This window comes from Acidipropionibacterium virtanenii (genome assembly GCF_003325455.1).
GTDB classification, from domain to species: Bacteria; Actinomycetota; Actinomycetes; order Propionibacteriales; family Propionibacteriaceae; genus Acidipropionibacterium; species Acidipropionibacterium virtanenii.
In genome coordinates this window covers 1,362,683-1,387,992 of sequence record NZ_CP025198.1, presented here as the reverse complement: position 1 = coordinate 1,387,992, position 25,310 = coordinate 1,362,683, and the positions used below count along the sequence as shown (strand labels likewise).

Sequence of the window (25,310 nt, the reverse complement as noted above, 5' to 3'; positions counted from 1 at the left end):
CTGGCGTCAGGGCCCCGGAAAAGTCGCGTCTCCTCCCTGTGGTGTTGTTGTGTTCAGAGTGTGAGGAGCATGTTGCAAGTGGCGAGTGGGTCCCAGGCGGCCTGACGGGTGGCTTGGGCCATGTTGGTGGCCCCGGTCAGCCGGTGGATGCTGATGGCCAGGTTGCGCAGGCTGGCCATCACGTGCGGGCCCTGGCCGGTACGGATCTGGCTGCGGTCCTCGTCGAACGTGACGTCGCGGACCCAATGGAGCCGGTTCTCCACGCCCCAGTGACCCCGGATCCAGGTCGTGATCCGGGCCGGGGAGGCGGCCGGCAGCCTTGCGGAGGTGATCAGGTAGACCACCTCGACGGTCTTCTTGCCGCCCCTGGTGGAGATCCGGCGCAGCTGGGCGATCTGGGAGGCGCCGGGGAACCCCAGATCGCGGGGGGCCTGGATCACCTTCAAGCTCCGCCGTGTGCGGCGACCGTGGAGCTTCTCCACGCTCACGTGGCCGACGGGAACGTGCTTCCAGGGCTGGCCGGCCAGTCTCCTCAACAGGGTGGGCTGGTTGGACTTGACGGTGAACACGTAGTCCGCCCCGGCGGCCAGGATCGCGGTCGCGGAGGCGGTCTGGGTGTGCAGCGCGTCGGCGGTGATCACCGCCCCGGCGGCCCGAGAGCCCAGGGCGGCGATCATGGCGGGCAGGGCGGGGATCTCGTTGGACTTGGCCTGGACCTCCTCCTGGGCCACGACCGTGCCGGAGGCGTGGTCGAGGCCGGCGACCAGATGGCGGGCCCGCTGGGTGGTTGAGCGGGAGCCCCGCAGTGTCTTGCCGTCGACCGCGATGACCCGGCGCCCCTCGACGGTGGTGGTGCGGGTCCAGGCGTACAGGCACAACTCGGCGTCCAGCATCGCGGCGTCGATGCGCGCGAAGAGTTTGCGCAGGGTGGATTCGCCGGGGGCCGATCTCAGCCCGAACTCCTCCAGCGCCGCGGCGGTCAGTCTGGCGGCCCATTCGCCGGTGGCGGTGAATCCCCGGCAGCCGGCCATCGCCGCTGAGACCGCGACCAGAAGCAGTCCTGGCAAGGGGTATCGCTTGCCGCGGGGTTTGCGGGGGTCGGGGATACGGGCCAGGTGATCGGCCAGCCGGGCATCGGGTGGGGGCGTGTCAAGGGTGCGTGCAGACACTGCGCTGGGAGAGGATGGCATCGCGGGCGGGGTCCTTATGGCTGGACGGGTTGTAGGAGTACTTCCATCCAATCCATGGCGGCCTCGCCCGCCCACCAGACACGCCGAACCTGGCTCAACCCCTAGTCACAGCACACACGACCGACTTTTCCGGAGCCCTGACTCTGGCGTGCGGCAGATAGGCGCCCGTGGCCTCGTCGAGGTACTGCTGGAGAGTGATCCCCTCTTTGAAGTCCAGCATGTAGAGCTGCACCTCGTCGGGCGAGTACCGCTGGCAGAGACTGTGGACGATGACGGAGATGAGGTTCGACTTGCCTTGCCCCACCGCGCCGGTGACCAGCATGTTGTGCCGCTGGTTCACCTCATCGCCAAGCGTCACCTCGACGATCTCGCGTCCGTAACGGCCCACCGCGAATGTGATGCCGTCGCGGCTGGACCCCGACCACATGGTCGAGATGTCCTGGACCTGCCCGAACTCGATCGGGTCCATCGTGGCACCGGCGCGCGCACGGGCCACCTGATCGGCGGTCTGGATGAGCGCTCGCGGGTCAGGCGGATCCCAGGGCCCGGGCAGCGGCCGGTCGTTGACAGCAAGGGCACCATCATCCAGGGTCACCACGAGACACCGCTCCAGCAGGAATGGATTGACACCCAATGTCATCGAATGGATGAGAAAGGTGACCCCGGCCCTGGGCCCGGCCTTCATGAGGACGCTCAGGGTGTCGAGAATGCGGTCGTTGAGGGCTGAGACGTCGACGGACAGGACGATCAGCTTGTAGCCCTCCACCGGGTATCCCTGGCTCCGGCGGAAGGTCAGCAGGTCATCGGACAGTCCCTGGATGACGTCATTGACGGCCTGGACGTGATCGCGAAGGTAGGCGAGTTCCTTGAGGAACTCCTCGGGCGTGTTGACGGTCATGATGAGCTTCTCGCCGCCCGAGTTGGCCGCGGTGAAAGGGGCCGCCACGCCGCTCAGCGCCTCGTCGAGGACGATCACCTCGAGCTGCCCCGGGAAGGTGGCGGACAGGGCGTGCTGGATGATCTGCTGCGTGAGCAGGAGTGATCGGCCGTCCTCGACGGTGTCGGTGACCCAGATATTGGCCCTGCCGAGGAAGGGCAGCCCCACTCCCCCGCATGGGAAGACGTCGGCCACCCGAAGGAGATCCGACACCGATCAGCCCACCACGAGCTGCCAGGAGCGCTTGAGCTTCACGATGGCACGGAGCCGACCGGGGAGCTGCGACTCCAGCACACTGAGCTCGGTCTGGGCTGCCTTGTAGGCCCGGCGCTTGTCATTCCACACCGAGCGCCGGTAGGCCTGGATTCCGGAGATGACGATCACGAGCAGTCCCAAAGCGAACGAACCGGTGGCCGTCGACGAGTATCCGACAGCGCCGGACATGTATCCAAAGATTGCCAGAACCACGCCGATTCCAAACATCCTACAGAGATACTCGGGGCGGTTGTAGTCGACATCCTGAACAGCTTCTAGCTCGGCGATGTGTTTGAGCTTCCCAAGCATTTCCCGAGCCTGATTCTTCGAGTCCTCCGGGATTCTGGTATTACCGACATTGGTGGTTCTGTTGCTGCAGGCGGCGATGCTCCGGACAGGCGCTCCAGGAAAATAGCACAGCCCGGTGAGTGCGGCCAGCAGGTTGTCCGTGAGACGCCTCTGATCCTCCTCGATGAGGTTGGGGGTCGCCTCCAGGCCGTCGATCGAGGCACTGAACATCTCCTCGTACTCTTTCCTGCCCTGATGGAGCGATCCCTTGACCAGATACATGTGGGGCATCTCGTCCGGTGCCGCCCGGCGCAGAGCTCTCTCGATGCTCACCAAGCCGCGGTCGTAGTCCTCAAGCCCGAGATACGCGACGGCACGGACATGGTGGACGTCGGCGGTGTCCTCACCCAGCTCGTCGAGCACGAAAGCCTCGTCCGCATCCTGCTTCGCACGCCGGATCTCATCCTTGTCATCCGCGGCGGTCAGCAACGTCACCCAGGCCGCCACCACGTAGACCATCCGATCTTCCGGATGCTGCTCCCTGGCCTTCCTGGCGGCCACCGCGGCCGCGCCCTCGTCACGCTGGAAGTAGTAGTTCCAGGCCCGCGTGAGCCAGTCGACCTCATCGTCCTTCTCGGGACCGGTAACGAGGCTGAGGTCGTAGCGCCGACGCATCTCGTCGCTGAAGAAGACCCGCTCGGCCTGGCTCACGAAGCCGAGCTGGATCTGGGCCCTCTCGGTCATGCTGTTCTTGCGCATCGCCTTCGCTGTCCAGTCCCTCCTCAGCCCGCGCAGGCGCTTCTGGATCTCGGCGGTCGTCTCGTCCCTCGGAAGCGCGAGCTCCTTGTAGAGATCGGCGGCGGGCAATGGATCGTCAAGATGCGCGGTGCGCACCCCCGGTTCGGAATCGGATGGAAGCCAGGAGCCGAATCCTTCAGCCTGACCGGGGAAGGCGGTATGGGTCATCAGAGTCCTCTCGCTACGACGCGCGTCATACTATGAGGAGCCGGAATCGGCGGGCAATCTGAATGTGTCACCTCTTCGCGTGACAATGCTTCCTGCCATGCTGATGATTTGTCACCTGAACGGGGGATTGAGCGCGTAGCACGCCACCGCCGTCGCGGCGGCGACATTGAGGGAATCGACGCCGTGGGCCATCGGGATGCGGACCACGACGTCGGCCAAGGAGATCCAGTGCGAGGACAGTCCGGCCCCCTCGGTGCCCATCAGCAGCGCCACTTTCCTCGGGCTCCGCGCCAGCTCTGCGGCGAAGGCATCGAGGCTCACCGAGTCCTCGCTCAGCGCCATCGCGGCCACGGTGAAGCCGTGCTCCTTGAGGCGTTCCAGGCCCCGGCGCCAGTCGGTCATCCGGGCCCAGGGTTCGGCGAAGACGGTGCCCATCGACGTCTTGATCGCCCTGCGGTACAGCGGGTCGGCGGCCCTGGGCGCCAGCAGCACGCCGTCCCATCCCAGGCCGGCGGCGCACCGGATGATGGCCCCCACGTTGGTGTGGTCGACGATGTCCTCGCACACCACCAGGCGCCGGGCCTCCATCAGGTCGTCCTCGGTCCATCGTGTGACCCGCTCCATGGAGGCCAGCGCACCCCGGTGGACGTGGAACCCGGTCACCTGCTCGGCCAGCGCCTCGCTCACCACGAACACCGGCGCCTCGACGCCGTCCAGAAGATCGCGCAGCCCCTCGATCCAGCGCGGCGCCAGCAGGAAGGACCGGGGCCGGTAGCCGGCCTCGACGGCCCGCCGGATGATCTTGGCCCCCTCGGCGATGAACAGTCCCTCGGCGGCCTCCAGACTCCTGCGCAGATTGACGTCGCGCAAGCTGACGTAATCGGCCAGGCGGGGATCAGCGGGATCGACGATGTCTATGAATCGGGCCACCGCCACAGCCTAGAGGCACCGGTCATAGGGTGGCCGGGTGAGTGAGTCCTCCCCCGGTCAGCACAGGTTCCGCGTCAACTGGTTCCTGGTCGGCATCGTGGCCTCCGCGGTGGTTGCGAGCATGCTGCCGGCCCGCGGTTACATGGTGCCGGTGGTCGACGACGCCGTGACCGTACTGGTCTTCCTGCTGTTCTTCCTCTACGGCGCCCGCCTCAAGCCCTCGGAGACCCTCGCCGGCATCAGGCACTGGCGGCTGCACCTCACCATCCTGGTCTTCACCTTCGTGGTCTTCCCCATCATCGGCATCGCATTGAGACTGCTGGTTCCCTGGGCGCTGTCGAACATGCTGTACCTGGGTCTGCTGTGGGTGTGCCTGGTGCCCTCGACCGTCCAGTCCTCGATCAACTTCACCTCGATCGCCCACGGCAACGTTCCCGGCGCCATCGTCTCGGCGACCATCTCGAACCTGCTGGGCACATTCCTCAGCCCACTACTGGCCTTCGCGCTCGTCTCCTCCAGCTCGGGGGTGACGATCACACCGTCGTCGATCCTCGACGTCCTGCTGCAGATCCTGCTGCCCTTCATCCTGGGTCAGCTGTCGCGTCCCCTGACATCGCGGTTCGTCACCGAGCACAAGAAGCCGCTCAAGTTCGTCGACAACGGCGTCATCCTCGTGGTGGTGTACTCGGCCTTCTCCTCGGGGATGCGCGAGCGCATCTGGTCGATGACCAGCATCGGCCAGCTCGGGCTCACCATCGGCATCTGCCTAGTACTGCTGGCCCTCATGCTGTGGCTCACCTGGACGGTCCCCGGCCGGCTCGGGTTCAACCGGGCCGACCGCATCGCCATCCAGTTCTGCGGCACCAAGAAATCCCTGGCCACCGGGCTGCCGATGGCCGCCGTGCTCTTCGCCGGGCAGCCGATCGGTCTCATCGTGCTGCCGCTGATGATCTTCCATATGACCCAGCTCATCGCCTGCGGGGTGATCTCCTCGCGCTACGCGCGCCAATGGGAGGTCTCGGAAGCCTCCACGACCCGCTGAACCCGGGGCTCAGCTCTCGCCACGACGTGGGTTGAAGGGCTGGCCGTCAACCCGTGGAGGCTGCGGACGCTGAGTGGTCGCCTGCTCCTCAGGTGAGGTCGGGCGCCCCCACCCGGTCTGGTAGACCCCACCCATCGGGCCCTGTGCCTGCTGGTCCGCGGGCACATGACCACCGCTGCGCTGAGGCCCCCGATCGGCCTGGCCCGTCGGACTCGGCGATGTCGGGTCGGCCTGGCCCGTCGGATTCGGCGATGTCGGGTTGGCCTGGCCCGGCTTGGAGGTGGGTAGCGAACTCTGCTTGGACCGACCTGACAGGCCCGGGTTCTCCAGCTTCGCAGCCTCCTCGATGGCCTGCTGGACGGTGGCATCGGACTGGGCCTTCTCGTCCTCCTTCTGCTGGGCGATCTCGGCCATCACGTCGACCTTCTTCGGCGCGTCGAACTGCGAGGGATCGGAGGCCTGGTAGGTGGGCTTGCGGTTCTCGCCGTCGCCGACCATCTGCCCGAGTCCCCGCAGGGCATCGTTGAGCTCGCTCGGCACGATCCACACCTTGTTGGCGTCGCCGCGGGCCAGGGTGGGCAGCATCTGCATGTACTGGTAGGCGAGCAGCCCCTGGTCGGGCTGTCCGGCGTGGATGGCGTTGAAGACGGTGGTGATGGCCTGCGCCTCGCCCTCCGACCTCAGCATCTGGGCCTGCCGATCGGCCTGGGCGCGCAGCACCTGGGCCTCCCGGTCGCCCTGTGCTCTCAGGATCGCCGACTCGCGGTCGCCGCCGGCGGCCAGGATCTGGGACTGTCGCTGGCCCTCGGCCAGCAGGATCGCCGCCCGCTTGTCGCGCTCTGCGCGTGCCCCCTTCTCCATCGCGTCACGGATGGTGGGCGGTGGTTCGATGGCCCTCAGCTCGACACGGTTGACCTTGATGCCCCACTTGCCGGTGGCCTCATCGAGGACCGAACGCAGCTTCTGGTTGATCTCCTCACGGCTGGTCAGCGCCGCCTCCATGTCCATCCCGCCGATGATGTTTCGCAGGGTGGTCATGGTGAGCTGCTCGATGGCGGTGCGATAGGACTGCGCCTCGTAGGCAGCACGCTCCGGATCGACGATCTGGAAGTAGATCACCGAGTCGATGTTGACCATCAGATTGTCCTCGGTGATCACCCCCTGAGGCGGGAAGGGCTGCACCTGCTCGCGCATGTCCAGGTTGTACTGCACCCTGTCGATGACCGGCACCACCAGGTGCGGACCGGGATTGAGACGGCGATGGAACTTGCCGAGCCGCTCGACCAGACCGATCTTCTGCTGGTGGATGATCTTCACCGACGAGGCGAGTGCGACCACCACCAGCACGACGATGATCAGCGCGATGATGAGTTCGGGCATCTGCTTTCGCTCCTCGACGAGACAACGGGGGCCCACTGACCTCCCGACGTCTTACATCCTGCCATTCCCGCAGGCCAGAGCGGGGAAGAAGGGGCCGATCCGGAAGAATCAGAGGCCTGCCCCGCCCGACCAGCCCAGCCCCTGACTGGACGGGTAGACGATGAGAGTCGTCCCGTCGATCTGGAAGACCTCGATGCTCTCACCGGCCTCGATGGTGGTCCCGGGAGCCATGGCACGGGCCTCCCACAGCTCCCCATGCACCTTGACCTCGCCCGATCCAGAGGTGATCTGATGGGTCGCGGTGCCCTCGGAGCCCACCAGGGAATCCAGCGAGGAGCGGTATCCGGGGGCGTCGCGGACGCGCTTGAGAAGGGTGGGTCGCAGCACGGCCAGCATGATCCCCGCGACGGCCACCGCCACCAGCACCTGGACGATCCACGCGCCCGGCAGGATCGCAGCGGTCACGGCGCCGGCCAGCGCCCCGGAGGCCAGCATCAGCAGGGTGAAATCGAGGGTCAGCATCTCGGCGCAGGCCAGCACCGCGGACGCGATGAGCCAGGCCACCCATCCGTGGCGTGCGATCCAGTCCCAGAACTCGTTCATCGCCCGCCTCCTGTTGCGATCACAACACCTTGCCGGAGGCCTGGGCACTCCAGCGGCCGTTGTGCGATGTGACTTCCAAGGGTAGTCCGAATGCCTGGGACAGGATCGGCGAGGTGAGCACCCGGTCGACCGGCCCGGCCGCCACGATGTGCCCCTCGTCCAGGACCAGGGCGTGGGTGACCCCGAGCGGGATCTCCTCCAGGTGGTGGGTCACCAGGACGGTGGCGGGGGCGTCGGGATCGGTGCAGATGCCCGACAGCACGCTCACCAGCTGCTCACGCCCGGCCAGATCCAGGCCGGCGGCGGGCTCGTCGAGGAGCAGCAGTTCGGGATCGGTCATCAGCGCCCGGGCGATCTCGACGCGTTTGCGCTCCCCCTCCGACAAGGTGCCGTAGGTGCGATCCTCCAGGCCGGCCAGGCCCATTCTGGCGATGAGCTCGGCGGCGCGCTGAACGTCCATCGGATCGTAGGACTCCCGCCAGCGCCCCACCACCGCCCAGGCGGCGGAGACGACGACGTCGCGGACGGCCTCGTGAGGCGGGATGCGATGCGCCAGAGCCGAGGAGGCCACGCCGATGCGGGGTCGCAGCTCGAAGACGTCGACGGCTCCGATGATCTCGTCGAGGATCTCCACGAGTCCCTCGGTGGGGTGCATCTGGGCGGCCAGGATCTGCAGCAGGGTCGTCTTGCCGGCGCCGTTGGGCCCCACCATCACCCAGCGCTGCCCCTCGTCGACCTCCCAGTCGACATCGGTGAGGATCTGGGTGGATCCGCGTCGTACCCCGACTCCGGCCAGCTGCGCCACTGCACTCATGAAGATGAACCTACCAACTATCGCCGGCCGACCACCGGAGGACCTACACCGCGGCGATCACGCCATCGGCCCGGCGTCTCGCCCATTGTTCGGCCTGCCCCAGCGACTCCAGAGTCAGCTCGGACGGGGGCTCGTGGGCGTCCACCACCTTCTGGACGGTCTCGACGATGCCGAGGAACTGCAGCCTTCCAGCGTGGAAGGCCTCCACGGCCTGCTCATTGGCCGCGTTGTAGACCGCCGGATAGGTGCCGCCGGACCGCCCCACCTGCCTGGCCAGGGCCACGGCCGGGAAGACGGCGTCATCCAGCGGCTCGAAGGCCCAGGACGACGCCCGACTCCAGTCGAGGGCGGGGACGGCCTCGGGGATGCGGTCGGGCCAGCCCAGGCCCAGCGCGATGGGCAGCCGCATGTCCGGGGGCGAGGCCTGGACGATGGTGGATCCGTCGACGAATTCCACCATGGAGTGCACGATCGACTGCGGATGCACCACGACAGCGATGTCGTCGTAGTCGACGTCGAAGAGCAGGTGGGCCTCGATCACCTCCAGACCCTTGTTGACCATCGTGGCTGAGTTCGTGGTGACCACCGGACCCATCGCCCAGGTGGGATGGGCCAGTGCCTGGGCAGGCGTGACGTCGGCCAGCTCGGCGCGGGTGCGACCGCGGAAGGGGCCGCCCGAGGCCGTCACCACCAGGCGCCGCACCTCCTCGTGGCTGCCCGAGCGCAGCGCCTGGGCGATGGCCGAGTGTTCCGAATCCACTGGCACGATCTGCCCCGGGGAGGCGGCGGCCCTCACCAGTTCGCCGCCGACGATGAGTGACTCCTTGTTCGCCAGGGCCAGGATCCGGCCCGCCTTCAGAGCAGCCAGGGTCGGGCCCAGTCCCACCGATCCCGTGATGCCGTTGAGCACGACATCAGCCTCGACGTCACGGACAAGTTGGGCGGCCTCCTCAGCCCCCAGCGCGGTGTGCTCGACACGGAATCGCACGGCCTGCTCGGCGACCGTCTCCCGGTCGGACCCGGCCGCCAGACCCACCACCTCGAACCGGTCGGGATTGCGGGCGATGACGTCCAGTGCCTGAGTACCGATGGATCCGGTCGAGCCGAGCAGGATGATGCGACGCATGGATCTCAGCCTAGGGGCTCGTATCCTTCTGGGCGTGCTAGAGACCTGCCTGCGTCTGACATGTCTGCTCAACGACCTGTCGGCCGGACGCATCACCGCACCCGAGGCCGAACGAGTCCTCGGTCCGCTGCACCACGTCCATGATGCCGACGAGGCCCTGGGGCTCGGCGAACCCGACCCGATCGCCTCGGTGCCGATCCGCCGACCACTGGCCAGGGTCGCCCACAGCGCCTCCCCCGAGACCCTGTGGGGGCTCTACCCGGTGGCCCCGGGACGCCTGGCCGGGCTCCGCGGCCCGGCGGCGGTCAATCAGGAGGCCATGGTCGCCGGCGCCGCGGTGGTGTGCCACAGCTCGACCCCGGACGGAATCCCGGTCGGCACGGCCTGGATCCCCACCCCGGTCGGCCCGGCCGTCCAGTGGCAGATCCGCCGCGGCGCACCCCCGCTCCCCCCGCCGACCGCGCCGGAGGCCGGGCAGCAGCTCCGCGCCGTCATGGCCCGGGTCGCCGCGGATCTCGGGCGTCTCGACACTGTCGCCGGCCGCCGGCCCGAGGCCCTCGCCCCCACACTGGGGAGAGGGCACCGTCACTCGGACCAGGTACTTCTCGATCTCGCCTGGACCATGTTCGCCGCGGCCGACGCCGGCCTGGAGTCGGCCTCCCAGATGCTCACCGCGCATGGCTCGCAGGTCCGCGAGACCTCACTTCGACGCCTGCGGGACGCCGCCCTGGGCGCTCTCGCCGCCGCCTCGTCCTGGCCGCGGAACAGCTGACCGCTCAGCGACGCAGGTGGCGCTGCGTCCACCGATGGTCGGCCTCGTTCTCGGCGGCCGCCAGCAGACCTGACCGGCTGTCCTCGGCGGCGTCGTGCTGGTGGGTCATGACGGCCACGATGACCTCGTCGAGGCTCCGGCCCCAGCCGTAGGCCTCAGCGACGATGCCGATCCGATGACGCACGAGTCCCGGATCGGCGCGAGGCCCGATGCCCGTGAAACTCCAGCACAGCCGGGCCAGATCGTCGATCCGGGCGCCCGGGGCAGCCAGATCCCAGTCGACGAATGCCGCCGGCACCAGGCGCCCGCTGACCCGCCGGTAGATGGTGTTGCTGGGATCCAGGTCGTTGTGACAGACGGTCTCGGCATCACCGGCCAGATCGGTGTCCGCCATGAGATCGTGGAACTGGCGCACCAGCGCGGCGACTTCGGCCAGAGGGCCGTCCTCGGCCGCCTCGTGCCTCAGCAAGGTGGTGGTGGCCGCCGTGCCGTCCATGTAGGACATCACGGAGCCCTCCGCGTTCCGGGCGATGAGGGTCGGTGCGTGCGACCAACCGCTGCGCTTCAGGTGGCGCAGCACCCGCGCCGCGAAATCGGGGGTCGGGCCGCGCTGGACGACCCGACCAAGGCGACGGGCGCTGCTGCCATGCCCGCCGAGCAACTCCCCGGACATGCACCGACTCTACCCGGGGCGCCGGTGGAATCAGGCGCCGGTGGAGTGAAGCCCGCCGTCGACGTGGATCATCTCGCCGGTGGTGGCCGGGAACCAGTCCGACAGCAGCGCGACGATGCCCTTCGCGGCGGCGCCGGCGTCCTTGGTGTCCCAGCCGAGCGGGGCCCGCTCCCCCCACAGGTCGTTGAAGGCGTCGGCACCGGGGATGGAGGTCTTGGCCATGGTGTCCAGGGGGCCGGCGGAGACGAGGTTGCAGCGCACCTGGTCTTTGCCCAGGTAGCGGGCCAGGTACCGGTTGGCCGATTCGAGACCGGACTTCGCGACACCCATCCAGTCGTAGAAGGGCCATGAGACGGTGGCGTCGAAGGTGAGGCCTACGACCGCGGCCGTGTCGCCGAAGAGCGGCTGGACGGCCTTCGCCAGGGACACGTAGGAGTAGGTGGAGGTGTGGAGGGCGACGTCGACGTCCTTCCACTCGGTGTTGAGGAACTCACCGCCCAGCGCAGTCTTCGGGTTGGCGAAGGCGATGGCGTGGACGACCCCGTCGAGCCGCTCGACGCCCAGTCCGCGCAGTGTGGCGGGCAGGGCGGCCAGGGCCTGGTCGTCGGTGGCGTCGAGCTCGATGACCTCGGGAACCGGGTCGAGCTTGCGCACCGCCCGCTGAGTGACGCGGATGGCGCGGGGGATGTTGGAGACGATGACGCGGGCGCCCTGCTGCTGGGCGATCTCGGCCACCTTGAAGGCGATCGAGGTGTGCATCGTCACGCCGGTGACGAGGATGGTCTTACCGTCGAGAAGTCCCATTTCAGTTCCTTTCAGAAGTCTGGCGAGATGAACCAGGACCCGAGCGACCCCACAGACCCGACCGGGTTCGGGGAGGCAGCGAGCCCCGGCGAGCGAGGAGGGGTCGCCCCCTCCTTTGAAAGGCTAGTGCCCCATGCCGAGGCCGCCGTCGACCGGGATGACGGCGCCGGTGATGTAGGAGGTGGCGTCGTCGGCGAGGAAGCTGACCGCATTGACGACGTCGCCCACCTCCCCGAGCCTGCGGGCGGGGATGCGCGACTCGTAGTCGGCGATCGTCTTGGCGGGCAGCACCGCGGTCATCTCTGTGTTGATGAATCCGGGGGCGACGACGTTGCAGGTGATGCCCCGGGAACCGAGTTCCCGCGAGACGCTGCGGGCGATGCCGACCAGACCGGCCTTGGATGCGGCGTAGTTCACCTGGCCCGCCGATCCCATCAACCCGACGACCGAGGACATCACGACGATGCGGCCGAAACGCGCCCGGGTCATGGCACGGGCGGCACGCCGGATCACCCGGTAGGTACCGGTGAGGTTGGTGTCGATGACGGAGGTGAAGTCCTCCTCCTTCATCCGCGCCATCAGCGTGTCCTTGGTGATGCCGGCATTGGCGATGAGCACCTCGACCGGGCCGAACTCGTCCTCGACCCGTGTGAAGGCGGCGTCGACGGAGGCGGCGTCGGTGACGTCGCAGGCGATCGGCAGCACCCCTTCGGGTGCGGTGCCCGCCCTGCTGGTGGCCGCGACCCGGTAGCCGTCGGCCGCCAGGCGGGCGGCGATGGCCGCCCCGATTCCCCGTGATCCTCCGGTGACCAGGGCCACCCGGCCCGTTCCGGCTGTGCTGGCAGGCTCGTGAGTCATGCTCTGAACCTAGCCTGATCGCCCGCACGTCGGCCAGACTTCGGGATCCCTCGACGTCGGCGAGGACGCCACTGCGCTGTCGGCACAATGTTGCCGATGCTTGTCTGTGAGGTCCCCACGACTGCCGTGCGCGACCTACCCTGTGACCGTGTCCACACCTGCCCGGGCCGCCGGACCGCACCGGCACCGTCGGCGGGGGCGCGACGGCCAGGTCATCACCGGCGCCAGGCCGCCGGCCTCCGACGATCTGGAGGTGCGCCAACGGCACTATCTGGTGTCGATGGCGATCCGCACGCTGTGCTTCATCGGGCTGGTGATCACCCCGAGCCCGTGGCGGTGGCTGTTCATCCCGGGGGCGGCCTTCCTCCCGGCGATCGCCGTGGTGCTGGGCAACGTCGACGACCGACGCTCGCCGGCTCCGGCGACGGAGCATGAGACGCGCCGGGAGATCGGCCCGTCGCTCACGATCCCCGGTGAGCTCGAGGAGGACGAGGACGAGCCGGGCGGGACCAGCGACTAGGCTTCCCCGGGTGAGGAAGCTGTGGTTGCGTTGGATCGGGCTGGCTCTCTTCGTCGTCGTCCTGAGTCTGGTGATGATCCGGCTGGGCGAGTGGCAGATTCATCGTCTCGACGGCCGTCGAGAGGCCAATGCCACCATCCGGGCCCATCGCGCCCAACCCGTTCTGGACTGGACAGCCGTCATGAGGCCCGGCACCGCGATATCGGGCGAGGACCAGTGGAAACGGGTCCGGGTGAGCGGCTCCTATGACGCGGGCCACCAGGTGCAGGTGCGCTACCGGAAGGTGGGCGATCAGCAGGGCAGCGAGATCCTCACCCCGCTGCGCGCCACCGACGGCCGCACAGTCCTGGTGGACCGAGGATTCATCGGTCGCAAGGACGACGGCACCGATCCCGACATCGCCGACATCCCGAACCCGCCGTCCGGGCGGGTGACCGTGATCGGCTACGTCAAGGGCAATGAGAACGGCAAGGACACCGCCGTCGTTCCCGTCGACGGCCGGGCCCGTCTGATCAACTCCGACTCCTTCGCCAGGACCGCTGGCACCACATATGTCAACGGTTACATCGTCCTCGTGAACTCCACCCCCACTCAGAGCGGGAGACTGGCTCCGGTGCCCTTCCCGGAGCTGGACGAGGGCCCGCACCTGTCCTACGCCGTCCAGTGGTTCTGCTTCACCGCCATCGCCGTGGGCGGCCTGTTCATCCTCATCCGCGGCGACATCAAGGACCGCAGAAAACGCCGGGAGCGCGCCGAGCGGCGGCGGACCAGGCCGACACCGGTGGGTAAGCCGGCAACCCGCGGCGGGGTGCCGATCGATCGGCCGGCCGACTCGCCGACGCGCACGGAAGGAGATTGAGATGGATCTGGGTCTGAGCGGCCGCACCTTCGTCGTCACCGCGGCCAGCTCCGGTCTCGGGCTGGCCGGCGCACGGGCCCTGGCCGCCGAGGGGGCCAATGTCGTCATGGTGGCCCGGCGGGCCGACGTGCTTGAGCGTCAGGCCCGCGGCATCGGCGAGCGCGCCCGGCCGATGGCCGCCGACCTCACCGACCCCGACACCCCGCGGCGGGCCGTCCGGACCGCCGTCGACTCCTTCGGTGGCATCGACGGCGCCCTGGTGAGCGTCGGCGGGCCGGCGGCGGGATCGGTGCTCGGCACCGACGACCAGACCTACCTGGACGCCGTGGAGTCGGTGATGCTGCCGGCCGTGCGGACCGCCCGCGCGGTGGTCTCCGAACGCCCGGACGCCCGGCTGGCCTTCGTGCTGTCGAGCTCGGCGCGCTCCCCACTTCCCGCCATGGCGCCGTCCAACGCGACCCGCGGCGGGCTGGCGATGCTGGTCTCCCAACTGGCCGACGAGATCGGACCTCATGGCGGACGGGCCGTGGGGCTGATGCCGGGCACCATCGCCACCCCGAGGATCACGCAACTCCACGGCAGCGGCCACCAGGGATCCCGCGCGGCCACCGAGGGGCGGATTCCGTTGGGGAGGCTGGGACGGCCCGAGGAGTTCGGGTCGGTCGCCGCGTTCATGCTCTCGGACCAGGCCTCCTACGTCACGGGCTGCCTCATCCCTGTTGACGGCGGCGCCCTGAGGGTGCCGTGAACACCTCCGGCCTGTCCCAGACGGTCAGCTGGCTGTGCTGCCCCACCTGCCTGCGCCGCACAGGGCATCGGGAATCCCTCGAGCTCGTCGACTCCACGCTGAGGTGCGCAGCCGGCCACAGCCTCGACGTCGCCCGCCAGGGCCATGTGACGATGATCGGAGCTCGGCCCGGGGCCAATGCCGACACCACGGAGATGGTGGCCGCGCGCACCCGGGTGCTGGAGTCCGGGCTGCTCGGCGGCGTCGACGAGGTGTTGGCACGCCGTCTGGCGCGGTCTCGACGGATTCTTGAGGCCGGGGCCGGTACGGGCCATCATCTGGCGCGGATCCTGGACGCCGTACCGCAGGCCACCGGGCTGGCCACCGACGTCTCGGTGGCCGCGATCCGGCGGGCCGCCCGGGCCCATCCGAGGATGGCGGCGGTGGTGGCCGACACCTGGGCGGGGCTGCCGATCCGCGACGGGGCGGTCGACGCCGTGCTGTGCGTCTTCGCCCCGAGGAACCGCGACGAGTTCTCCCGGGTGCTGGCCGGGAGCGGCCACCTGGTGATCGCCAGCCCCCTTCCCGACCATCTGGCCGAGCTGAGGGCCGCGACCGGGATGATCGACATCCAGGCCGACAAGCATCATGAGATCGTGCGCGCCATGTCGGGAGCCTTCTCCCCGATCTCTCACGACGTCGTCCAGGAACAGCACACTCTCGAACCCGAACTGGCGGCAGACGCTGTGCTCATGGGCCCCAGTGCCCACCACATCGCCCGTCCCGCCCTGGCAGGCCCGATCGACGTGACGGTGGCGGTGGAGGTCACCACCTTCGTGCGGAGTTCCTAGCGCCCGCGCGAGTCCATCTGCTCGCGGATGCGCTGCAGCCGCTGGGCGGCCTTGCCGGCCTTGCGGGAGCGTTTGGCCACCTTTTCCTTGGCGGCCCGGCGCTCCTTCTTGGTGCTGGTGCGCCTGGTGAGTCTGGCTCGGGCGCGCTCAGCCTTGGCGAGTCTCTTCTCGGCCTTGCGGACCTTCTGCTCAGCCTCTTCGAGTGCGGCGATCAGGCCAGGATCCGCCTCGACCGCAGAGGCTGAGGCCACCGTCTGTCGTTCGGCCCTGGTCTCCGGAGATGCCGGGTCAGCGCCTCCGCGGGGCCGGGTTTGCACTCCCGCTTCCCGGAGCAGCCGCTGCACCAGACCGTAGGAGCGCCCGAAGTCGGCGGCCAGGGAGCGGATCGAGGCACCGTCGCGGTACCGGTCGGCCAGCACCCGGGCCATCGCGGCCCGTTCATCCCCGGTGAGGCGGGGCGGTGATGGGGCCATCTGGCACCTCCAGTCGGTCGGCTGGCCCACATGCTACGGGAGATCTCAGGCCAACGAGATGAGGTCGGCGTAGTCCTGGCTCCACAGGTCCTCCGTGCCGTCGGGCAGGACGAGCACCCGGTCGGGATCCAGGGCATGGACGGCGCCCTCGTCGTGGGTCACCAGCACGATGGCCCCGCCGAAGTGGGCGATGGCGTCGAGCACCTGCTCCCGGCTGGCCGGGTCCAGGTTGTTGGTGGGCTCGTCGAGGAGCAGGACGTTGGCAGAGGAGACGACCAGCATGGCCAGCGCCAGCCGGGTCTTCTCACCGCCTGAGAGCACCTGGGCGGGTTTCTCGACGTCGTCGCCGGTGAACAGGAAGGAGCCGAGGATCTTGCGGATGTCGGTGTCGGTCATGTCCCCGGCGGTGCGCGCCATGTTGTCCAGCACGGTGCGATCCATCTCGATGAGGTCGTGCTCCTGGGCGAAGTAGCCGATCTTCAGGCCGTGCCCGGAGACCACCTCGCCGGTGTCGGGGGTCTCCACTCCGGCAAGGATCCTCAGCAGGGTGGTCTTCCCGGCGCCGTTGAGTCCCAGGATCACCACCTGGGAGCCGCGGTCGACGGCCAGATCCACTCCAGCGAAGACCTCCAGGGAGCCGTACGTCTTGGTGAGGTCGTGCGCTGTCAGCGGGGTCCTGCCGCAGGGGGCGGGGCTGGGGAACCGGATCGCGGCCACCTTGTCGGCGGCGCGCTCCCCCTCCACCCCGGCGAGCAGCCGCTCTGCCCGCTTGGCCATGTTCTGGGCGGCGACGGCCTTGGTGGCCTTGGCGTGGAGCTTGTCGGCCTGGGCCATCAGGGCCGAGGCCTTCCGTTCGGCGTTGATCCGCTCCTTGTGACGGCGCTTCTCATCGGCCGCGCGCTGATTGAGGTAGCGCTTCCAGTCCATCGAGTAGATGTCCATGGTGGAACGGTTGGCGTCCAGGTGGAAGACCTTGTTGACGGTGGCTCCCATCAACTCGGTGTTGTGGGAGATCATCAGCACCCCGCCCTGGTAGCTCTGCAGGAAGGTGCGGAGCCAGCCGATGGAGTCGGCGTCGAGGTGGTTGGTGGGCTCGTCGAGGAGCAGGGTGTCGGCGCCGGAGAACAGGATCCGTGCCAGCTCGACGCGGCGTCGCTGCCCTCCCGACAGGTTCCCCAGAGGCTGTCCGAGCACCCGGTCGGGCAGGGCGAGGTTCGAGGCGATCCGGGCGGCCTCGGCCTCAGCCCCGTATCCGCCCTGGGCCATCAGCCGCGCCTCGGCCTTGGCGTACTTGTCCATCGCCCGCTCACGGACGGCGTCATCGTCGGCGGACATCTGATCCTCGAGCTTCTGCATCTTCTCGAGGATGTGGGACAGGCCGCGGGCCGAGAGGATCCGGTCCTTGGCCAGCTGGCTGAGATCCGGATCGCGGGGATCCTGGGGCAGGTAGCCGAGTTCCCCGGTGCGCTTCACCGTACCGGAGGTGGGCATCCCCTCCCCCGCCAGAATCTTGGTGAGGGTGGTCTTCCCGGCGCCGTTGCGCCCGACCAGACCGATCTTGTCCCCGGGGGCGACCTGGAAACTCACCGGGTTGAGGAGCAAACGGGCCCCGATCCGGACCTCCACATCATTGACCTGCAGCACCGGACAATCGTGCCCCGACCGGGGCGGACTGCCAAATGCTCGGTCGAATGTCCGCTCACCGCGTCATCCGCATGGGCACATGCGGAATGCCGGCCTCCATGAACTCGGGCCCGTCGACGATGAATCCGAAACGGGCGTACCAGTCTGCGAGATGCGCCTGGGCGTGGAGCACCAGCGGCCCTTCGGTGACGTCCAGGACATCCCTCAGCAGAGCGCCGGCGATTCCCCGGCCCCGATACTCCGGCTCGGTGACCAGCCGGCCGATGACGGTGGTGCCGTCCTCATCCAGGAGCCGCAGGGAGGCGATCGGGAGACCGTCCCGCTGGGCCCACATGAGGCTCGACGACGGTTCGAGGTCGCGCCCGTCAAGATCGTCGTCGGTGGCGTGCTGCTCGCCGTTGAAGACTCGGCTGCGCATCCACAGCAGCCGGTACAGCATCACCGCATCCATCTCCTCGAGGCGACGACGGAGGATCCGGATCCCGGAGAGTTCATCGGCCATGTGGGCAGTATCGCAGCGCTGCGAAAGGATGCCTCACCCGTCCACGGCGCGCCACCGGACGGGCCTTCCCCACCCGATGGCCGAACAGTTGGCACAATGGGTGGCATGTCAAGCCCCCGACGCGCAGCCCCCGAGAATGAGGAGGAGCTCGTCGCCGACGCCAAGGCGTGGCGACGCTACTCCGTTCTGGTGATCATCGGGATCGTCGTGGCCGTCCTCGGCCTGGGGGTCTTCGGCTATCTGGGCTGGTGGAGCCTGTGCGGTTCCACGGTCGCCGGTTGCCGGCCTGGCGAGGAGGCGACCTACTGGGGATCGGCGGTGGCCGCCGCGGCGCTGGGAGCGATCATCGGAATCCTGTCCCAGATCTGGCTCCCGCGGAAGTGGCACGTGGGCCTGAGCGTCGCCCTTCCGGTGCTGCTTGTCGTGATCGCCGCCATCTTCTGGTTCGTCGTCTGACCCTGGCCGCGGCCCCGGCAGCGTTGTCGACTCGATGCGGGTAGACCAGCGTCAACTCGACACCGCTCTTTCGGGCCTCAGTGGTGTCACGGCGGTATCATCGCGTCATGGCGATGACACTACGGCTTGAGGCCGAGGATGAGAAGACATTGGCCGAGCTGGCCGAGATGGATGGCGTCAGCAAACAGGAGGCCACCCGGCGGGCGATCCGCGAGGCGGCCTCTCGCCGGCACCATCAGGCGGGGGTGGCCGAGGCGTCGGCCTGGGCGCGTGACCGGTATGCCGAGGTGCTCGAACGGCTCGGCAAGTGATCGAGTACCTCACCATTGAGGACGTTCTCGACCTCGTCGAGGATCTCGGCGTGGGTCCGATCCGTGACATCGGGCTGTTGGAGTCTGCTGCCCACCGGCCACTTGCCAGCGCCTTCGGTCAGGAGGCCTATCCGGATCTGGACACCAAGGCCGCGGTTCTGCTGGAGTCGCTGGTGGGCAACCATGCTCTGGTCGACGGCAACAAGCGGATCGGCTGGCTCTCGACCGTGGTCTTCTACGTGCTCAACGGGGTCCGTCTGGATGTGCCCGACGACGACGCCTACCGCCTCGTCATAGCGGTGGCGGGTGGGCAACTCGGGTATCCTGCCGTGGCCGAGCAGTTCGCCGCGTGGCGGGCAGCGGCCACGGACTGACCCGGAGGACCCATGGACTTCAAGGACGACGCGAAGATCGACTCCGACGCGATCGACAGCAGCGCCGGCGGGCCGGGGCGCGGTGGCGGCGGGAAGATCGCCCTGGGTGGCGGGGCCGGCATCGTCGTGCTCATCCTCGCCCTGCTCTTCGGCATCAACCCCGGCGACATCCTCGGCACCGACGACGGATCCCAGGCCGCGCCGACCTCGACCTCCTCGTCGACCTGCCGCACCGGCGCCGACGCCGATCGCGACCCGAATTGCCGCTGGGCCGCCTACGCCACCAGCATCAACCAGTACTGGGGCGAGCAACTGTCGGGGTACACCAAGGCCCGCACCAAACCCTTCAGCAACTCCATCTCCACGGCCTGCGGATCGGCCACCGCCGAGGGGGGTCCCTTCTACTGCTCCGGTGACAAGCTCGTCTACCTCGACACGAGCTTCCTCTCCCAGCTCCTGAACCAGTTGGGCACCGAGACGTCGACGGCCGCCGAGGCCTACGTCATCGCCCACGAGTACGGCCACCACGCCCAGGATCTGCTCGGCACCATGGCCAAGGCCCATGCGGCCGGCAACCAGACCGGCCCCCACTCCCCCTCGGTCCGCCTGGAGCTGCAGGCCGACTGCTACGCCGGCGCCTACCTCAAGTGGGCCGCCGACAACCCCGACGACCTCATCGAGAACGTCACCTCGGCCGACATCACGAAGATCGTCAACGCCGCCAAGGCGGTCGGCGACGACCACATCCAGAAGCAGTCCTCGGGTCAGGTGAACCAGGACGCCTGGACCCACGGGTCCTCGAAGATGCGCGTCTACTGGACCCAGAAGGGGTTCAACGCCGCGAGCCTCAAGTCCTGCGACACCTTTGCCACCAACAACCTGGGCGACTGAAGGGGTCTTCCAGAATCCTCAGAAAAGTGGTGTCCACATTCTGAGATTTTGGTGGTTCTGTCGGGGGAAACTGTCACACCTGCCTGGTTGCCTTGGTCCATGGAGGCGATGACGCGGTTCAGGGCGGCGAGCGACCGGCTGGTCGACGCCGATACCGCCGTGCGTCGCGCCGAGGCCGACCGGCTCATCGCCGTCGCCGCGATGATCGACACCTATCCCGCACCCACACCACTGGACACTCCGGCCGCCGAACGGGTCGTGCCAGCGGGGGCCGAGGGGGCCGGTGCCGTGGGCGAGTTCGTGGCCCTGGAGGTCGGTGCGCTGCTGGGTCTGGGGGAGCCGGCGGCCTGGAGCCTGGTCCATGACGTCGCCAACCTGCGAAGCCGCCACCCCCACCTGTGGAATGCGGTCGACGACCTCCGGGTCGAAGCGTGGCAGGCCCGCAAAGTCACCCAGGCGGCCGAGGAGCTGTCCGCCGAGGCCGCCCGATCGGTCGACGCCAAGCTCGCCGACGCTTGGGGCGTCGCTCCCTGGCCGAGGATCCGACGCCGCCTGCAGGGATTGATCATGCGCGCCGACGCCGACCTGGCGCGACGGCGCGCCGAGATCGCCCGACGGGACCGGTTCCTGTCGATCCGCCACCTGGGGGACGGCACCTCGGCCATCGGCGGACTCATCGACACCGGCGCCGCCCTGCAGCTGCAGGCCGCCATCACCCGGATCACGAGTCGGATGAGGAAGGCCGGCGCCACCGAGCCGCTGCCGGTCCTGGCGGCCCGGGCCCTGGAGGAACTCGTCACGCCCACCACCACCGATGAATCCACCGGGGACAGCACCGCGGCCCTGCCTCTGGCCGACGTCGTGGTCCACATCGCCGCCGAAGCCCTCGACACAGCGGCCAGCGACGGCGCGCATGTGGCCAGGGTCCTCGCCCGGGGTGGGGATGTCGGTCCGGTGCTGGTCGATCAGTTGGCTCATCTGCTGGGTCATCACCGCATCCGGACGCTGCCCGTGGTGGACCTGGCCGGTGATCCCGCGGTGGACGGGTACGAGATCCCAGACCGCATCCGCCGGCAGTTGATCATCCGAGAGGACTGCTCCGTCTTCCCCTTCTCCACCGCCAGATCCCGCACCGCAGACCTGGACCACACCGTGCCCTACCGCAGATCCACCCCCGGATCACCGGCCCCACCGGGCCAGACAAGGATCTCCAACCTCGGCCCGCTGGGCCGGCGGGAGCACCGGGCCAAGACCGCCGGCGTCTGGAAAGTGACGCAGCCGACACCCGGCGTCTACCAGTGGACCAACCGCCTGGGGCAATCCTGGCGAGTCACCCGAGGACGCACTCTCAAGCTCCCCGAAAAGGCGCCCGACCTGCCACGCAACGCTGATCGACCGCGCCGCAAGGAGAGGATCGACCTCGCCTACAGCAGCTGCGTCGCGCTCGGCTGAGATATCGGTCTCATCACGATCGCCCTGTACCCCGCACTGACCCTGGACGGGCCACGTACGCTCCCTCCATAGGCTCCCAGGGATCCCCTAGCGCCGGAGGGACTCATGCCCGCGCTCATTGTTCGACGCCGAACTCTCGGTGCTCTGGTGCTTCTCTCCACCATCGGCCTTTCGGCCTGCGCCTTCACCAGCGCTCACACGGGCGGATACGACGGGCCGGTCTACGATTCCGTGAAGGCCATCGGGTCCACCAGCAACGCCGTCGTCATCGGCCGATTCAGCGCATTCAACCAGGTGGACGGCACCCGCCTGGGCACCTTCCGCATCGACCGCTCCACCTCGTCGCTGCCCACAACTCTGACCGTTGACACGACCGGGGAGAATGGCGAGCACAACGCCCACTCCGAGAAGTTGGCGAAGGCCACGACCGGCACGTCGTATCTGATCTTCGTCAGGAGACTCGCCAAGAAGTCGCGCGCCGACCTTCAGCAGTACGGCAACATCTACCAGATCGAGGGCGGAGCCAACGGAGTCTTCACCGTCACGGGCGACACCGCCACCCCGTTGGGGCCCGGCGTCCCCATGTCCACCGCCTCACTGGGTCCGTCCGGGGCACACACCTACTCCGTCGAAGACCTCATGTCGCTGAAGGTCAACGGCTGAGATCAGACGTTGAAGCCGATCGCCTGCAGCTGCTGGCGTCCGTCGGGGGTGATCCTCTCCAGGCCCCACGGCGGCAGCCACACCCAGTTGATCGCCACACTGTTGACGATCCCCTCCAACACCGTCTGGGTGTCGTACTCCAGACGGTCGGTCAGCGGGCAGGTCGGGCTGGTCAGCGTCATGTCGATGGTGACATTGGCGTCGTCGTCGATCTGGATGCCGTAGACCAAGCCCAGATCCACCACATTGACCATCAGCTCGGGATCGATGACGTCCTTCATCGCCTCGACGACGTCATCGACCGTCGGCAGGGACACGGTCGGCGCCGAACCCTGATCGGGCTGGGGCGTTGACTCCTCATCGGGAAGGGTGTCGCGCACCAGGTCCGACGGCCTGGTCCCCTCGGTCGTCTCCTCGCTCATGCTGTCTCTCCCTTCGTCGGCGCACCGGCCGAAGCCGTGTCGCTGTTCTGTTCAGCCTCCATGAGGCTCTCCTCCAGGGCCGACCAGCCGAGCATGGCGCACTTGACCCGCGCCATCAGCTTGGCCACCCCCTCGAAGGCCACCGCGTCCTCGTACAGGTCCTCGTCCAGGGACTGGTCCCCGTGGGAGCGCATCATCTCCTGGAAGCCCCGGTAGAGCTGCTGCGCCTCCTCGACGGTCTTGCCGATCACCAGGTCGGTCATCACCGAGGTGGAGGCCTGCGAGATCGAGCAGCCCACGGCGTCGTAGGAGATGTCGCGGATCCGCTCCCCGTCCAGGTGCAGCCGCAGCAGCAGCTCGTCCCCGCAGGACGGGTTCACCTGGGTCACCTGGGCCGTGAAATCCTCGCGAAGCCCCGCATGGTGCTTCTCCCGGTAGTGATCGAGGATGATCTCCTGGTACATGTCCTCGACGTTCATGACTGTCGCCTCCCTGAACCGGCGCCCACACTCATGCGCCCGGTGAAGAAGTCCCGGGCGTACTCCACTGCATCGACGAGGGCGTCGATCTCGCCTCTGGTGGTGTACAGGTAGCCCGACGCCCGCAGCGACGACTGCAGGCCCAGCCTCTCGTGGAGCGGCCTGGCGCAGTGATGGCCACCGCGCACCGCCACACCTCGGGAGTCCATGATGCTCATCGCGTCATGGGGATGCACACCCTCAATGCTGAAGGAGATCGTGCCCGTGCGGTCCACAGCCTCCTCAGGGCCCAGTATGCGCAGCCCCGCCACCCCGGACAAACCCTCCAGGGCGTAGTCGGCCAGGTCGCGCTCATGGGCCGCGATGGCGGCCATCCCGATCCCGTCGAGATAGTCGGCGGCGGCGGCCAGTCCCACCATCTGGGCGATCGGCGGCGTGCCGGCCTCGAAGCGGTGAGGCGGCTCGGCGTAGGTGGAGTGATCCATCCTGACGATCTCGATCATCTCGCCGCCGCCCAGGAAGGGCGGCAGTTCGGCGAGGAGGTCGTAGCGGCCCCACAGGATCCCGATGCCGGTGGGCCCGACCATCTTGTGGCCGGTGAAGGCGACCAGGTCCGCGCCCAGCGCGGACACGTCGACCGGCAGCTGGGGCACGGCCTGGGAGGCGTCGACCACCATCACCGCGCCGACCGCGTGGGCCTGTTCGGCTATGAGACCGATCGGGTTGACGGTACCGAGCACGTTGGAGGCCAGGGCCAGAGAGACCACCTTGGTGTGCTCGTTGATGAGCCCCTCGCGGGCAGCCTTCTCCAGGTCCAGGCGCCCCTCCTCGGTGATGTCGTACCAGCGCAGCGTGGCACCGGTCCGCTGGCAGACCAGCTGCCAGGGCACCAGGTTGGAGTGGTGTTCCATCACGGAGATCACCACCTCGTCGCCTGGCCCCAGCCGCGAACCCAGGGTGTGGGCGCACAGGTTGAGAGCCTCCGACGCGTTGGACAGCGCGACAACCTCCTCGGGACGGTTCGCCCCGATGAACCTCGCTATCCGCTCGCGCCCGCCCTCATAGGCCTGGGTGGACTCGAGTCCCAGCTTGTGCATGGCACGAGCCACATTGGCGTTGTGGTGGGCGTAGTGATCGGCCACCGCGTCGATGACGACCTGCGGCTTCTGCGAGGTGTTGGCTGAGTCCAGGTAGACCAGCGGGTGGTCCCCGACCCTGGTGGACAGGATCGGGAAGTCCGCGCGGACCGCCTCGACGTCGTACGCAGTGGCCTCACTCATCAGGCGTTGGCCTTCGCGGCCTCGACGTACTTCTCGTAGCCCTCGGCCTCGAGCTGCTCGCCCAGCTCCGGGCCGCCGGTCTCGGCGACCCGCCCGTCGACGAAGACATGCACCTGGGTGGCCTTGATGTAGCGCAGGATCCGCGTGTAGTGGGTGATCAGCATCACTCCGTGGGAGGCGTCCTCCAAGTAGTGGTTGACGCCGGTGGAGACCACCTTGAGGGCGTCGATGTCCAGGCCGGAGTCGGTCTCGTCGAGGATCGCGAACTTCGGGTGCAGCAGCTCGAGCTGGGTCATCTCGTGGCGCTTCTTCTCGCCGCCGGAGAATCCCTCGTTGACCGAGCGGTCGGCGAAGTCGTCGTCGAGGTCCTGGCGCTGCAGGGCGGCGTCGACCTCCTTCACCCAGGTGCGCAGCTTGGGGGCCTGGCCGTCGATCGCGGTGCGGGCCGAGCGCAGGAAGTTCGACACCGAGACGCCGGGGATCTCGACCGGGTACTGCATGGCCAGGAAGAGGCCGGCGCGGGCGCGCTGGTCGACGGTCATGGCCAGCAGGTCCTCGCCGTCGAGGGTCACCGTGCCGCCGGTGACCTTGTACTTGGGGTGACCGGCCAGGGTGTAGGCGAGGGTGGACTTGCCGGACCCGTTCGGGCCCATGATGGCGTGCACCTCACCGGAACTCATGGTGAGGTTGACGCCCTTGAGGATGTTCTTGGGGCCTGACTCGGTCAGGACGTCGACGTGGAGGTCGTTGATCTGGAGCGTTGCCATG

29 protein-coding genes and 1 pseudogene are annotated in these 25,310 nt (G+C 68.3%); 12 read left to right on the top strand and 18 right to left on the bottom strand.

The window, feature by feature from the left end:
• Positions 1 to 53 precede the first annotated feature (53 nt).
• The 4 genes from JS278_RS16365 to JS278_RS06360 all read right to left on the bottom strand — a co-directional run bounded on the left by JS278_RS16365 (position 54) and on the right by JS278_RS06360 (position 4,566).
• The gene (locus JS278_RS16365; RefSeq protein WP_245935063.1) at positions 54 to 1,190 is read right to left on the bottom strand and encodes an ISAs1 family transposase; all 1,137 of its coding nucleotides are present in this window, start codon (positions 1,188 to 1,190) and stop codon (positions 54 to 56) included.
• Positions 1,191 to 1,284: 94 nt separating this feature from the next.
• The gene (locus JS278_RS06370) at positions 1,285 to 2,340 is read right to left on the bottom strand and encodes an FtsK/SpoIIIE domain-containing protein (protein WP_114044443.1); all 1,056 of its coding nucleotides are present in this window, start codon (positions 2,338 to 2,340) and stop codon (positions 1,285 to 1,287) included.
• Positions 2,341 to 2,343: 3 nt separating this feature from the next.
• A complete protein-coding gene (locus JS278_RS06365; RefSeq protein ID WP_114044442.1) occupies positions 2,344 to 3,636 on the bottom strand; it encodes a hypothetical protein in 1,293 nt (430 codons plus the stop codon).
• A gap of 111 nt (positions 3,637 to 3,747) precedes the next feature.
• Entirely contained in the window at positions 3,748 to 4,566 is an 819-nt protein-coding gene (locus JS278_RS06360; protein ID WP_114046165.1) for a TrmH family RNA methyltransferase, read from the bottom strand.
• 37 nt (positions 4,567 to 4,603) lie between these two features.
• Here JS278_RS06360 and JS278_RS06355 point away from each other — a divergent pair, with 37 nt between their 5' ends.
• Entirely contained in the window at positions 4,604 to 5,608 is a 1,005-nt protein-coding gene (locus JS278_RS06355) for a bile acid:sodium symporter family protein (protein ID WP_114044441.1), read from the top strand.
• Positions 5,609 to 5,907: 299 nt separating this feature from the next.
• On the opposite strand, the pseudogene JS278_RS06350 reads toward JS278_RS06355, so the two are convergent.
• From JS278_RS06350 to dxr, 4 genes and pseudogenes are all read right to left on the bottom strand, one after another.
• Positions 5,908 to 6,988, bottom strand: a pseudogene (locus JS278_RS06350) (SPFH domain-containing protein); the annotation flags it as partial.
• 108 nt (positions 6,989 to 7,096) lie between these two features.
• A complete protein-coding gene (locus tag JS278_RS06345; protein ID WP_114044439.1) occupies positions 7,097 to 7,591 on the bottom strand; it encodes an NfeD family protein in 495 nt (164 codons plus the stop codon).
• A 19-nt stretch (positions 7,592 to 7,610) separates the two neighbouring features.
• Complete coding sequence (locus tag JS278_RS06340; RefSeq protein WP_114044438.1) at positions 7,611 to 8,405, bottom strand: ABC transporter ATP-binding protein; 795 nt, start codon at positions 8,403 to 8,405, stop codon at positions 7,611 to 7,613.
• A gap of 43 nt (positions 8,406 to 8,448) precedes the next feature.
• The gene (gene dxr, locus JS278_RS06335; RefSeq protein ID WP_114044437.1) at positions 8,449 to 9,531 is read right to left on the bottom strand and encodes a 1-deoxy-D-xylulose-5-phosphate reductoisomerase; all 1,083 of its coding nucleotides are present in this window, start codon (positions 9,529 to 9,531) and stop codon (positions 8,449 to 8,451) included.
• A gap of 34 nt (positions 9,532 to 9,565) precedes the next feature.
• Between dxr and JS278_RS06330 the strand changes: the two genes are divergently transcribed.
• Positions 9,566 to 10,303, top strand: coding sequence for a hypothetical protein (locus JS278_RS06330; RefSeq protein WP_114046164.1), 738 nt, complete (start codon positions 9,566 to 9,568; stop codon positions 10,301 to 10,303).
• Between the two features lie 4 nt (positions 10,304 to 10,307).
• Here the strand turns inward: JS278_RS06330 and JS278_RS06325 are convergent, their stop codons facing one another.
• The 3 genes from JS278_RS06325 to fabG form a co-directional block, all read right to left on the bottom strand.
• Positions 10,308 to 10,976: a phosphotransferase gene (locus JS278_RS06325; RefSeq protein ID WP_114044436.1), complete on the bottom strand. Its 669-nt coding sequence runs from the start codon at positions 10,974 to 10,976 to the stop codon at positions 10,308 to 10,310.
• A 30-nt stretch (positions 10,977 to 11,006) separates the two neighbouring features.
• The gene (gene fabI / locus JS278_RS06320; protein WP_114044435.1) at positions 11,007 to 11,780 is read right to left on the bottom strand and encodes an enoyl-ACP reductase FabI; all 774 of its coding nucleotides are present in this window, start codon (positions 11,778 to 11,780) and stop codon (positions 11,007 to 11,009) included.
• Positions 11,781 to 11,903: 123 nt separating this feature from the next.
• Positions 11,904 to 12,638: a 3-oxoacyl-ACP reductase FabG gene (fabG, locus tag JS278_RS06315; protein WP_114044434.1), complete on the bottom strand. Its 735-nt coding sequence runs from the start codon at positions 12,636 to 12,638 to the stop codon at positions 11,904 to 11,906.
• Positions 12,639 to 12,786: 148 nt separating this feature from the next.
• Between fabG and JS278_RS06310 the strand changes: the two genes are divergently transcribed.
• The 4 genes from JS278_RS06310 (at position 12,787) to JS278_RS06295 (ending at position 15,595) form a co-directional block, all read left to right on the top strand.
• The gene (locus tag JS278_RS06310; protein WP_245935224.1) at positions 12,787 to 13,158 is read left to right on the top strand and encodes a DUF3099 domain-containing protein; all 372 of its coding nucleotides are present in this window, start codon (positions 12,787 to 12,789) and stop codon (positions 13,156 to 13,158) included.
• Positions 13,159 to 13,168: 10 nt separating this feature from the next.
• A complete protein-coding gene (locus tag JS278_RS06305; RefSeq protein ID WP_114044433.1) occupies positions 13,169 to 14,017 on the top strand; it encodes an SURF1 family cytochrome oxidase biogenesis protein in 849 nt (282 codons plus the stop codon).
• Position 14,018: 1 nt separating this feature from the next.
• Positions 14,019 to 14,765 (top strand): SDR family oxidoreductase, encoded by a 747-nt coding sequence (locus JS278_RS06300; RefSeq protein ID WP_114044432.1) that lies wholly within the window; start codon positions 14,019 to 14,021, stop codon positions 14,763 to 14,765.
• Positions 14,766 to 14,917: 152 nt separating this feature from the next.
• Positions 14,918 to 15,595, top strand: a complete 678-nt coding sequence (locus JS278_RS06295; RefSeq protein WP_114046162.1) for a methyltransferase domain-containing protein — start codon at positions 14,918 to 14,920, stop codon at positions 15,593 to 15,595.
• Here JS278_RS06295 and JS278_RS06290 read toward each other — a convergent pair.
• Genes JS278_RS06290 through JS278_RS06280 form a run of 3 tightly spaced genes read right to left on the bottom strand, consistent with a single transcriptional unit; the run spans position 15,592 to position 18,214 of the window.
• A complete protein-coding gene (locus tag JS278_RS06290) occupies positions 15,592 to 16,068 on the bottom strand; it encodes a helix-turn-helix domain-containing protein (protein ID WP_114044431.1) in 477 nt (158 codons plus the stop codon). The two genes, JS278_RS06295 and JS278_RS06290, sit on opposite strands and share 4 nt — an antisense overlap.
• Before the next feature lie 45 nt (positions 16,069 to 16,113).
• A complete protein-coding gene (locus tag JS278_RS06285; RefSeq protein WP_114044430.1) occupies positions 16,114 to 17,712 on the bottom strand; it encodes an ABC-F family ATP-binding cassette domain-containing protein in 1,599 nt (532 codons plus the stop codon).
• Positions 17,713 to 17,767: 55 nt separating this feature from the next.
• Positions 17,768 to 18,214, bottom strand: a complete 447-nt coding sequence (locus JS278_RS06280; RefSeq protein WP_245935223.1) for a GNAT family N-acetyltransferase — start codon at positions 18,212 to 18,214, stop codon at positions 17,768 to 17,770.
• A 96-nt stretch (positions 18,215 to 18,310) separates the two neighbouring features.
• Between JS278_RS06280 and JS278_RS06275 the strand changes: the two genes are divergently transcribed.
• The 6 genes from JS278_RS06275 (at position 18,311) to JS278_RS06250 (ending at position 22,361) form a co-directional block, all read left to right on the top strand.
• Entirely contained in the window at positions 18,311 to 18,670 is a 360-nt protein-coding gene (locus JS278_RS06275) for a hypothetical protein (protein WP_114044429.1), read from the top strand.
• A 107-nt stretch (positions 18,671 to 18,777) separates the two neighbouring features.
• A complete protein-coding gene (locus tag JS278_RS06270) occupies positions 18,778 to 18,981 on the top strand; it encodes a ribbon-helix-helix protein, CopG family (RefSeq protein WP_114044428.1) in 204 nt (67 codons plus the stop codon).
• On the top strand, positions 18,978 to 19,355 hold the full coding sequence (locus JS278_RS06265) for a type II toxin-antitoxin system death-on-curing family toxin (protein ID WP_114044427.1): 378 nt from the start codon (positions 18,978 to 18,980) through the stop codon (positions 19,353 to 19,355). The genes JS278_RS06270 and JS278_RS06265 overlap by 4 nt, the downstream gene beginning before the upstream one ends.
• A 12-nt stretch (positions 19,356 to 19,367) precedes the next feature.
• Entirely contained in the window at positions 19,368 to 20,246 is an 879-nt protein-coding gene (ypfJ, locus tag JS278_RS06260) for a KPN_02809 family neutral zinc metallopeptidase (protein ID WP_114044426.1), read from the top strand.
• Positions 20,247 to 20,345: 99 nt separating this feature from the next.
• Positions 20,346 to 21,698 (top strand): hypothetical protein, encoded by a 1,353-nt coding sequence (locus tag JS278_RS06255; RefSeq protein ID WP_114044425.1) that lies wholly within the window; start codon positions 20,346 to 20,348, stop codon positions 21,696 to 21,698.
• A gap of 105 nt (positions 21,699 to 21,803) precedes the next feature.
• A complete protein-coding gene (locus tag JS278_RS06250; protein ID WP_114044424.1) occupies positions 21,804 to 22,361 on the top strand; it encodes a hypothetical protein in 558 nt (185 codons plus the stop codon).
• Positions 22,362 to 22,363: 2 nt separating this feature from the next.
• Here JS278_RS06250 and JS278_RS06245 read toward each other — a convergent pair whose 3' ends face one another.
• The 4 genes from JS278_RS06245 to sufC are packed head-to-tail and all read right to left on the bottom strand — an operon-like array spanning position 22,364 to position 25,309.
• Positions 22,364 to 22,783 (bottom strand): metal-sulfur cluster assembly factor, encoded by a 420-nt coding sequence (locus JS278_RS06245; protein ID WP_245935221.1) that lies wholly within the window; start codon positions 22,781 to 22,783, stop codon positions 22,364 to 22,366.
• Positions 22,780 to 23,262, bottom strand: a complete 483-nt coding sequence (sufU, locus tag JS278_RS06240) for a Fe-S cluster assembly sulfur transfer protein SufU (RefSeq protein ID WP_114044423.1) — start codon at positions 23,260 to 23,262, stop codon at positions 22,780 to 22,782. The genes JS278_RS06245 and sufU overlap by 4 nt, the downstream gene beginning before the upstream one ends.
• Positions 23,259 to 24,542 (bottom strand): cysteine desulfurase, encoded by a 1,284-nt coding sequence (locus tag JS278_RS06235; RefSeq protein ID WP_114044422.1) that lies wholly within the window; start codon positions 24,540 to 24,542, stop codon positions 23,259 to 23,261. Before JS278_RS06235 ends, sufU begins: the two co-directional genes overlap by 4 nt.
• On the bottom strand, positions 24,542 to 25,309 hold the full coding sequence (sufC, locus tag JS278_RS06230) for a Fe-S cluster assembly ATPase SufC (protein ID WP_114044421.1): 768 nt from the start codon (positions 25,307 to 25,309) through the stop codon (positions 24,542 to 24,544). Before sufC ends, JS278_RS06235 begins: the two co-directional genes overlap by 1 nt.
• Position 25,310: the final 1 nt, after the last annotated feature.

Bases quoted from the DNA above. Each gene is read 5' to 3' on its own strand.
- JS278_RS16365 (WP_245935063.1), bottom strand. From the start codon at position 1,190: ATGCCATCCTCTCCCAGCGCAGTGTCTGCACGCACCCTTGACACGCCC.
- JS278_RS06365 (WP_114044442.1), bottom strand. From the start codon at position 3,636: ATGACCCATACCGCCTTCCCCGGTCAGGCTGAAGGATTCGGCTCCTGG.
- JS278_RS06345 (WP_114044439.1), bottom strand. From the start codon at position 7,591: ATGAACGAGTTCTGGGACTGGATCGCACGCCACGGATGGGTGGCCTGG.
- JS278_RS06340 (WP_114044438.1), bottom strand. From the start codon at position 8,405: ATGAGTGCAGTGGCGCAGCTGGCCGGAGTCGGGGTACGACGCGGATCC.
- dxr (WP_114044437.1), bottom strand. From the start codon at position 9,531: ATGCGTCGCATCATCCTGCTCGGCTCGACCGGATCCATCGGTACTCAG.
- JS278_RS06325 (WP_114044436.1), bottom strand. From the start codon at position 10,976: ATGTCCGGGGAGTTGCTCGGCGGGCATGGCAGCAGCGCCCGTCGCCTT.
- fabI (WP_114044435.1), bottom strand. From the start codon at position 11,780: ATGGGACTTCTCGACGGTAAGACCATCCTCGTCACCGGCGTGACGATG.
- fabG (WP_114044434.1), bottom strand. From the start codon at position 12,638: ATGACTCACGAGCCTGCCAGCACAGCCGGAACGGGCCGGGTGGCCCTG.
- JS278_RS06300 (WP_114044432.1), top strand. From the start codon at position 14,019: ATGGATCTGGGTCTGAGCGGCCGCACCTTCGTCGTCACCGCGGCCAGC.
- JS278_RS06295 (WP_114046162.1), top strand. From the start codon at position 14,918: ATGATCGGAGCTCGGCCCGGGGCCAATGCCGACACCACGGAGATGGTG.
- JS278_RS06290 (WP_114044431.1), bottom strand. From the start codon at position 16,068: ATGGCCCCATCACCGCCCCGCCTCACCGGGGATGAACGGGCCGCGATG.
- JS278_RS06280 (WP_245935223.1), bottom strand. From the start codon at position 18,214: ATGGCCGATGAACTCTCCGGGATCCGGATCCTCCGTCGTCGCCTCGAG.
- JS278_RS06275 (WP_114044429.1), top strand. From the start codon at position 18,311: ATGGGTGGCATGTCAAGCCCCCGACGCGCAGCCCCCGAGAATGAGGAG.
- JS278_RS06270 (WP_114044428.1), top strand. From the start codon at position 18,778: ATGGCGATGACACTACGGCTTGAGGCCGAGGATGAGAAGACATTGGCC.
- ypfJ (WP_114044426.1), top strand. From the start codon at position 19,368: ATGGACTTCAAGGACGACGCGAAGATCGACTCCGACGCGATCGACAGC.
- JS278_RS06255 (WP_114044425.1), top strand. From the start codon at position 20,346: ATGGAGGCGATGACGCGGTTCAGGGCGGCGAGCGACCGGCTGGTCGAC.
- JS278_RS06250 (WP_114044424.1), top strand. From the start codon at position 21,804: ATGCCCGCGCTCATTGTTCGACGCCGAACTCTCGGTGCTCTGGTGCTT.
- JS278_RS06245 (WP_245935221.1), bottom strand. From the start codon at position 22,783: ATGAGCGAGGAGACGACCGAGGGGACCAGGCCGTCGGACCTGGTGCGC.
- sufU (WP_114044423.1), bottom strand. From the start codon at position 23,262: ATGAACGTCGAGGACATGTACCAGGAGATCATCCTCGATCACTACCGG.
- JS278_RS06235 (WP_114044422.1), bottom strand. From the start codon at position 24,542: ATGAGTGAGGCCACTGCGTACGACGTCGAGGCGGTCCGCGCGGACTTC.
- sufC (WP_114044421.1), bottom strand. From the start codon at position 25,309: ATGGCAACGCTCCAGATCAACGACCTCCACGTCGACGTCCTGACCGAG.